Annotated in this window: 9 protein-coding genes; 6 read left to right on the top strand and 3 right to left on the bottom strand. The window is 65.4% G+C overall.

The window, feature by feature from the left end; all coding sequences use genetic code 11:
- Positions 1-183: 183 nt before the first annotated feature.
- The gene (locus AC062T_RS01030) at positions 184-480 is read left to right on the top strand and encodes a DUF2277 domain-containing protein (protein ID WP_476026570.1); all 297 of its coding nucleotides are present in this window, start codon (positions 184-186) and stop codon (positions 478-480) included.
- An 89-nt stretch (positions 481-569) separates the two neighbouring features.
- Here AC062T_RS01030 and AC062T_RS01025 read toward each other — a convergent pair whose 3' ends face one another.
- Positions 570-1,451, bottom strand: a complete 882-nt coding sequence (locus AC062T_RS01025; RefSeq protein WP_476026568.1) for a manganese catalase — start codon at positions 1,449-1,451, stop codon at positions 570-572.
- Positions 1,452-1,711: 260 nt separating this feature from the next.
- On the opposite strand from AC062T_RS01025, the gene AC062T_RS01020 reads away from it, so the two are divergent.
- The 3 genes from AC062T_RS01020 to AC062T_RS01010 all read left to right on the top strand — a co-directional run bounded on the left by AC062T_RS01020 (position 1,712) and on the right by AC062T_RS01010 (position 3,515).
- Positions 1,712-1,912 (top strand): stress protein, encoded by a 201-nt coding sequence (locus AC062T_RS01020; protein WP_476026566.1) that lies wholly within the window; start codon positions 1,712-1,714, stop codon positions 1,910-1,912.
- A 236-nt stretch (positions 1,913-2,148) separates the two neighbouring features.
- Positions 2,149-2,769 (top strand): hypothetical protein, encoded by a 621-nt coding sequence (locus AC062T_RS01015; protein WP_476026564.1) that lies wholly within the window; start codon positions 2,149-2,151, stop codon positions 2,767-2,769.
- Positions 2,766-3,515: a PspA/IM30 family protein gene (locus AC062T_RS01010; protein ID WP_476026562.1), complete on the top strand. Its 750-nt coding sequence runs from the start codon at positions 2,766-2,768 to the stop codon at positions 3,513-3,515. The genes AC062T_RS01015 and AC062T_RS01010 overlap by 4 nt, the downstream gene beginning before the upstream one ends.
- Positions 3,516-3,519: 4 nt before the next feature.
- Here AC062T_RS01010 and AC062T_RS01005 read toward each other — a convergent pair whose 3' ends face one another.
- Positions 3,520-6,255, bottom strand: coding sequence for a LuxR C-terminal-related transcriptional regulator (locus tag AC062T_RS01005; protein ID WP_476026560.1), 2,736 nt, complete (start codon positions 6,253-6,255; stop codon positions 3,520-3,522).
- A 204-nt stretch (positions 6,256-6,459) separates the two neighbouring features.
- On the opposite strand from AC062T_RS01005, the gene AC062T_RS01000 reads away from it, so the two are divergent.
- Entirely contained in the window at positions 6,460-7,074 is a 615-nt protein-coding gene (locus AC062T_RS01000; protein ID WP_476026558.1) for a small multidrug efflux protein, read from the top strand.
- Positions 7,075-7,091: 17 nt separating this feature from the next.
- A complete protein-coding gene (locus AC062T_RS00995) occupies positions 7,092-7,721 on the top strand; it encodes a hypothetical protein (RefSeq protein ID WP_476026556.1) in 630 nt (209 codons plus the stop codon).
- Between the two features lie 28 nt (positions 7,722-7,749).
- Here the strand turns inward: AC062T_RS00995 and AC062T_RS00990 are convergent.
- Positions 7,750-8,278: DNA/RNA non-specific endonuclease (locus AC062T_RS00990; protein ID WP_476026554.1), on the bottom strand; the 529-nt coding region annotated here is incomplete at its 5' end.

Here is an 8,278-nt window from a genome sequence, read left to right as displayed (position 1 = left end):
CGGGTAGACGCCACCTCGGCATTCGTTGGCCTACGCCGGTGGTACGAGGAGGCAGGGTTCGTGAAGGTCGCCGATACGGCCGCGGTCGCCGGTGGCCATCCGCGCATCGTGATGCGCCGCACCTGGTGAGGTAGCGGTCGTTTTTTTCGGGCAGAGGCAAGGGTCGGCGAGTATCCTGCCCGCATGTGCCGCAACATCCGAGTGCTCCATAACTTTGAGCCACAAACTACCGACGATGAGGTGCGGGAGGCCGCCCTGCAGTATGTGCGCAAGGTGAGCGGATCGACCCATCCTTCCCGTGCCAACGCTGAGGCGTTTGATCGTGCGGTCGATGAGATAGCCCATGCCACCCGGCACCTGCTCGATGCGCTGGTGACGAATGCCCCGCCAAAGAGCCGGGAAGAAGAAGCGATTAAAGGGCGGCAGCGCCACGAAGAGCGCATGGAGCGAGAAGTCCGACTGCGAACCGCCGCCGGATGACACGCGGGGCATGAAAGGGGGCTGCGCTTCAAGCGCGGCCCCCTTCATTGCCGTGGTGTTTGTTGCTACTCCACCTACTACTCCACCTTCTACTCCACCTTCATCGCATCCTGAGCCGCCCCGGCCATCTTCTCCGCGACATTGGGCAACTCGGTGGTGCCGTAGAGGCGCGCATCCGGGTGAGTGGGTGGGGGCATTTCCGCCGTGGTGGTGGGCCCCTCGTGGTAGCTGACCTCGCCGAGGCCGTCGGGGGTGGCCCCCGTCGCCCACGAGCCTTGAGCCGCAGCCGCGCCGTCGCTGAAGTTGAGGTACTGGTACGACACATCCCGGTGCTCTTTCGACAGCGGGAAGTTGCTGGGCACCGGCAGCGACTCAGCACCCTCGGCCTTGAGCTCTTCTACCGCGGCGAGCCACTGGTTCTGGTGCATCGTGTCTCGTGCGAGCAAGAAGCCGAGCAGGTCGCGGACGCCGTGGTCGTCGGTCATGTGGTAGAGCCGGGCGACCTGAACGCGCCCCTGCATCTCGGCGTTCGCATTGGCCATAAAGTCGGCTAGCAGGTTGCCGCTGCCCGTGATGTACGAACCCTGCCAGGGGTTGCCGTTGCTGTCGACGGGCCGAGCGCCGGCTCCCGCCACGATGCCCTGCTGCACATCGGTGCCACCGACAATCGCGGCGACCGTCGGATCGTCTTGGACGGCATCCCGGGTGATGCCCAGGGGAGCCTTTTCGAGAAGCTGGGCGATCATGATTGCCAGCATTTCGACATGGCCCATCTCCTCGGCGCCGATCCCGAAGACGAGGTCGCGGTACTTGCCTGGGATGTGCATATTCCACGCCTGGAACTGGTACTGGAGAGCGACAGTGATCTCGCCATACTGGCCGCCCAGCACCTCCTGAAGCTTTCGCGCGTAGACAGCATCCGGCGCTTCCGGCGTCGCGGCGTACTGGAGTTCTTGACGATGAAAAAACATTGTTCGCCTTTCCGCTTGGGGTTGGTCTGCCTCCACATAACGCCGCTCCAAGAGATCCGACTAGGGGGTTCCTCTCTCAGGAATCGGCGCGGATAATCCCGCCGCTGCGGAGGATAGAGACCGGTCGCCAACGCTCCGGTTGGGCCGTGATCCGTGCCGTATTTGGGTGCGAACGATAAGCGAAACCCATGAAGAGGAAAAGGGGTTGAGTGGCGCGCGCCACCGCTCGTAGCGTTCTAGCCACAGGAAAAGAGAATCTAATGGCAGATTCAAATAACTCAGGTCAGTTCGGTAACCGCTCCGACACCGAGGAGCAGGCGCGGAAGGGCGGCGAAGCTAGCAGCGGAAGCTTCGGTAGCGAGAACAGCGCCGACCCGAGCGCGGCTGGCTCGAAGGGTGCCCAGGCTCAGCCCACCGAGGCGAAGGCCAAGGGTGGCGAGAACAGCCGGGGCGGCCGATAGGTCGATACCGCACAGCGAAGGAGGGGACGGGCCAGCTCGTCCCCTCCTTCGCTGCGCGTCGCCATCGGTGGCAAATGGGGGCGTCGCTGGGGATCTGGCGAGACTTCTGCGCCACCTCGCAGCGCGCGCGTAAATTGAGTTATATCGCGTTTGCGGCACCGGTGCTGCAGCCGAAACTTGCGGAGGTGCAACCTCATGAAATCCACGTACGCGGCTCGGATCGGGAGGCGCCCGTCATGGACGCTCTGCTCTGGATTCTGATCTCCCTCGCGGCAATCGCCGCAACGTCTGTGGCGGTAACAGTCGTGATCGTGCGGGCGCTGTATCGCCGCATCCGTCGCAGTCGTGCCGTGACCACCGCAGTTCTGGCCAGCCGAGTGCAGCTGAGTCGGGGACCACGGCGGCAACTCTTCGCCCTGGAACTGCAACTCGCAGAGGCTTTGGATAGCGGACGGGCTGCTCTCGATCTTGCCGCCCGCAGCAACGGTCGGCGCGGCGACCTTCCCCGGTTATTCCGGCGCATCGAAGACGAAGCGGCCGCCCTCCAGGCACAGTTGCGGTTGATGGAGAGCGAGCGGGACTCCGTGGCCCTCGCCGACGCCGTGACCGCGGCGGCCCCCGCGGTCAACCAGATCACCGACATGATTCGCGACGTGCGTGCATCCCTCGCGGCCGGCCTCGGCGACCCCACGGGGGAGTCCCTCTCGGCCCTTGATGCAGATCTCGCCATCGAGGTAGCGGCGTTGCGCGCCGGGCTCGCAGAACTCGCGGACCTCAACGGCTATGACCGTGCAAGCCGCTCCCCAACGCGATATCTGCCACCCGCTCACCCCCAGTCCAAAGGAGTACAGCCATGAGCGACAACAGTGCACGCATGCGCACCATCTTTCGCGCCAAGACATCGAAAGCGCTCACCCGAATGGAGGACCCTCGGGAGGCTCTTGACGACAGCTATGAGCAACAGGTGAAGCTATTGCACCAGGTGCGCCAGGCGGTTGCGGAGGTAGCGACGGCGAAGAAGCGCATCGAGCTGCAGGGCGAGGACATGGGCTCGCGATACCTGCGGCTGGGGGAGCAAGCCCGCGAAGCGATGGCGCATGGGCGCGAGGATGTTGCCCGGGCCGCCCTCGTTCGCCGCGCTGCGTTGGAAAACCAGGTGACAAAGCTGCAGGAGCAACACGGTTCGTTGCAGAAGCAGACGACACAGCTGCAGGAACGGGAACGCCGTCTCGCAGAGCAGATCGCCGCGTTCCGCATCGAGAAAGAAACGATGAAGGCCACCTACAGCGCCTCCGAGGCTCAGGTGCGGGCGAACGAGGCGGTTTCGGGCATCGGCGCCAACATGAACGACATCGGCGCCAGCCTCGATCGGGCTCGGGATCGCGTTCTGCAAATGCAGGCCAGAGCGCAAGCCACCGACGATCTACTGTCGAGCGGAGCTCTCCAAGACTTGACCGCCTCACCAGACGCCGACATCGAGCGCCAGCTTGCTGATCTGACATCACACGCGGACATCGAACGCCAACTCGCGTCGATGAAGTCGAAGCCCGGGCTAACCCCGGAGGGTTGGCTCAGCATCAGGCATACGCCGCCGACGCGGTAGCTCGTCAGATCTCCCGCAGTTGCCGACGAGAGGTAATGCCGAGCTTTCGGAAGATGTTGCGCAGGTGAGCCTCGACCGTGCGCGGGCTGAGGAACAGTTGCGTGCCAACCTCGCGGGAGGTGGCACCCGCGGCGACCAACCGCACGATGTGTAGCTCCTGAGATGTGAGCTCGTCTTTGCGCTGACTGGTGCGTTTGCGTGGGTGCTCCCCGGTTGCGCTCAGCTCGCGAGCCGCCCGTGCGGCGAATGCCTCGGCGCCCATCTCTGACAGCAGATCGTGCGCGGTGCGCAATTGTTCGCGAGCATCCTGGCGTCGGCCCTCGCGGCGGAGCCATTCGCCGTAGACAAGGTGGGCCCGGGCGAGTTGGGTTGCCATCCGACATGAGCGGAGATGGTCGATTGCCTCGCGATAATGAAGGTCGGCAGCAGCCCCGCTGCTGATCAATGCACGAGATCGTGCCGCCACTCCGAGTGCCCAGGCGGTACCGCTTGCATTGGCCCGTATCGCGAGTTCTTGCATGGCTTTGAGGGCGTGCTCCATCTGGCCGTTTCGCACGCAGGCCTCGATGTATTCCGGCAGGGTTAAGGCTGCGCTGCTCAGCGACAGTTCCTGAGACGCGCGCGCCCGTGTCGCGGCCTCCTGCGCGGACGAGTAATTGCCCAGCCCGTTGTGGAGCACTGCCAGCGCGTACTGAGAAAGGGCAGCCTCGGCCCCATCGTCGAGGTGGTCGACGTTCTGCGCGGTGATGCCGCTGAGCTCTGCGGTCTGGGCCTGGTCGCCGCGCCAAGCGCTCAGGATGACCCGAGCATGCAGCAGTTGCACGCCACCCGTGGCCTCTGAGATTGCTGTCGCCTCGGTGGCGAGCTCACCTGCCCGCGTGAGCTCGCCCATCAAAGCGCACGTCACGGACAAGAAACGCAGCCCATCAGGGAGGGCGGCGAGTGCACCGGACTCCCGGGCCAGTTGAACGTTGCGGCTGGCCAGCACATAGAGCAGATCGTCATCGAGGATGGCAATCGCGTTCCTGCCAGCCAACCGCAGCCACGGGTCGCGCTGGCTGTCGGGGCGGGGCTCGGTGAGCGCACCGTCACAAAACGCCTCAAGTGCCCGCCGTAGGCCGGGCGCTCCGGCCCCATATCCACTCACGAGGGTTGTCGTGAGTGCATCGAGGATGAGGTCGACGGGCCGCGACGGTACGTCCGCCGGGGGAGCCGCGAGCGCCGCTTGCGCCACACGCACCACGTCGTGCCCGCCCATGATGATCGCAGCATCGACCGCGTGGAGGTAGGTCTCGCGGGAGAGAGCGGGGTCGAGATGAGCGAGTAGCTGGGCCGCGTCCAGCAGCATCCTCGGCGCGTCGCTGCCCCGCAGGTGAAACGCGATCTGGGCGCGGAGCAATTCGAGGCGGGCGCGCTGCAGGGGGTCGAGAGGCCCGTCGTCGGCGACGGCGAGCAACGCCAGAGCAGCCTCGGATGCCCCAGCGTCGTGCTTGGCCTGTGCGGCGTGCAGGGCTCGCCGCGCCCGGTCGGCCGGGTGGGGGGTGAGGTCAGCGGCCCGATGCAGAAACGCGGCGGCGGCGGCTAAACCTCCGCGGGCGAGTGCTCGGCTGGCAGAGTGCTCAAGCTCTGCGGCCGCCTCCTCGTCGGTACCGAGTACGGCCTGCGCCCGGTGCCAGGCGCGGCGATCTGCGTTCGTCTCAGGGTCGGTGGCGGCGGCGAGCGCCGCATGCACCCGTCGGCGGTCAGCTGGCGCGGATGCCTGGTACACCGCGGAGCGCACGAGCGGATGGCGGAATCGCACGCGTGTGCCGATCTCGAGCAGGTCGGCAGCTTCGGCAGGCTCGGCAGCTTCGGGGGCGATCATCAGGTACTCAGCGGCGCGGCGCAAGAGGGCTGTGTCGCCGGTCGGTTCGGCCGCGGCGAGCAACACAAGCACTTGAGTCGCACGGGGCAGACCGCTCGAGCGGCGCTGAAAACTCTCTTCGATGCGCCGGGGGATGCTCGCAACGCCCGGCAGCTCGAAGCCGCCAGCCAGTTGCGTAGTGGGCAGGCTGAGGGGCAACTCCATCAGGGCGAGAGGGTTGCCGCGCGCTTCGGCGATAATCCGCTCGCACACCCCGGCATCCAGTGGAGTGCGCACTGCGCCGTTGAGCAGCACCTGTGCAGCCGTCGAGCTGAGCCCATCAAGCCTTAGCTCGGGCAACCCCGCAAAAGGATCGGTGTGCCCCTCCCTCGAATCGCGCACGGCGAATAGCAGGGCGATTTGCTCAGCGGATAACCGACGTGCCACGAATGCGAGAACCTGTGCGGAAGCCTGGTCGAGCCACTGCGCGTCGTCGACAAGACACAGCAGCGGGCGCTCTTCGGAGACCTCGGCGAGGAGGTTGAGCGCGGCCAAGCCGACCAGGAACCGGTCTGGCGCCGCTCCGCCGCGCCGCCCGAACGCAACATCCAGAGCGGAGCGCTGCGGATCAGGCAGGGCATCAGCCCGGTCTAATAACGGCGTGCACAGCTGGTGCAGGCCTGCGAAGGCGAACTGCGATTCGGCCTCCACGCCTGTCGAAGACTCCACTCGAAATCCCGATGACTGTGCCGAGTCGCGACCGAGGTCGAGCAGGGCAGTCTTGCCGATGCCCGCTTCTCCCCGCACTACAAGCGTGGCGCTGCGCCCGGCTCGCGCATGCGAAAGGAGTCTCTCGACCGCTCCGACCTCGACGCGTCGGTCTAACAGATCCGCCACTGTCGCTCCTTTCAGAGCACGGTTGCACGCTACTACGCAATTGTTACCGATGCGAACGATGCTCACGATGCGGTTGTGCTGCCTCCGGCCAGGGGTACCAGAGGGGTCATCACCGACGCGAAGGGCTGAGCCGCAGTGCGAGCCTGGCGATATGGCACAAGAGCGCAGGAAAACCTGCGCACCAGAGCGCAAAGGAATCGAAAAATGAACCCCATTGAGCAACTCGTTAGCAGCTTTCAGGAACTCGTGGACCAGGTGCCCGAGGTAATTCAGCCTTTCATCGTGATGATTGCCGGCGCCGTCCCGTTCATCGAGGGCGAGCTTGCGGTGACACTCGGCATCGCCGGCGGCCTCAACCCCATCGTTGCCGCCATTGCCGCCGCGGTCGGAAACTTCGTCTGCGTGCTCCTCGTGGTGCTCCTGACATCGCGAGCGCGCACGGCTGTGGTCAACCGCAGCAGCGCCCGGGTCACGGCGAGCGTGGGCTCCGCATCAGCGCGAGCATCAGCCACGCCGAAATCAATGACAGAGGAGCCGTGGGGCGAAGGGTGGGCCACCGAGATTGAGCAGACGCAACCGGCCAAGCCCCAGTCGAAGGGGCGCCAGCGCTTTGGGCGGTGGCTGATCCGCTTCGGGGTGCCGGGCGCGAGCATCCTAGGCCCACTGGCGATCCCCACACAGTTCACCTCCGCCATTCTCGTAGCTGGCGGAACCCCACGCGGGTGGGTGCTGCTGTGGCAGGCCGTGGCGATTATCTTCTGGACAACGGTGACGACTGTCTCGGTGTGGGCCGCTCTCACCTTTGTCGTCGGCGTCTGAACTGCAGGTGAATAGCGATGACTAAACAACGCAGCGACGGCCGGCCGCTGCCCCCTTATCGCTGGTGGCAGGCATCCTCACGATCACTCTTTCATCTGCCGCTCAGTCGACTCGGTGAGTCGCCAGAAACGTGGTCAATCGATGTGCGGCGCGGGGGTGATTCAGACGGAGAAATGCGGGCACGCCTCTACCGGGACGGCGTCTACCGTGCCACGTCGAAGCTCCCCGCCGCATTCGCAGTTCCCGGTGGCACTATCGAGGTCGCGGCTAGCATGTTCGGTCTCAAACGCTGCCACTACGTGATGTATGACGGGACGGAACGGCAACTGGTGCCCGATCCCGCCTCCGCTGAGGGGCGCCGGGCCAGCCTTGAGCGCAACCACCCTGCGGCAAGCCGAGCTATCGGCATCACATCGGCGATCGTGCTCACGGTGGCACTCGTGCTCGGTGCCCCTCAGATCCTTGAGCAGATCACGCTGATTCCCCTCATCGCCGACACCATTGGCACATTCGCCAATCCGCTCCGGCTGCCCCTGTCTGTGAACATCGTGCTTCTCGTCGCGACGCTCGCAGCGAGCACCGAGCGGGCATTCCGGCTGCGCTACAACCGCATCCTCGACGGCGGGATCTTCGACGACGGTGATTGACGAACCAGCAGGCGACCCTCGTTCGCTACTACAGGACGATGTCGCTGTGGCTCTCCAGGGCCACCCACCGCGATCGGCCCTCGACGCTGGGCGGTGCGGCGGGCATCCGATCGGCGCGGGCGAGTGGGCCGAGGTGGAGGCGGGTGAGCTCTTCAATGTCTGCGATGGGAACCTGAAACGTGCCAAAGGCGCCGAGCGGCGGCACGGGACTCAGATCTTGTGCCTCACGGCGCGCTTGTGTGAGGTCAATCTCGCGGAGCGCCGCGCTCTGATCCAGCACGTATCCTGTCGCGGCAAGGGTGTCGCCCTCGCTGACCCACGCTGCGACCTTCCAGAAGGCCAGCGGGATCTGGATGCCGCGATAGAGCGGATCAGCCGCGGTGAAGATCGGGCCGGTGAACACGGTGAGGTGAAGATCCCAGACGCGGGCGTATTCGAGCACATAGTCCTCAAGGCCCGACCAGAGCACTTGTGATTGGTTAAACCCGGCGACCTGGGGTGCGGCGTTTGTGTAAACGAAGGTGTCGAAATTGGCTCTCGCGGCCACATTCGGCTCG

The sequence above is a fragment of the Homoserinimonas sp. genome, from assembly GCF_056262345.1.
The sequence above is the reverse complement of the archived record's forward strand: the minus strand, read 5'-3'. Positions and strand labels throughout refer to the sequence as shown.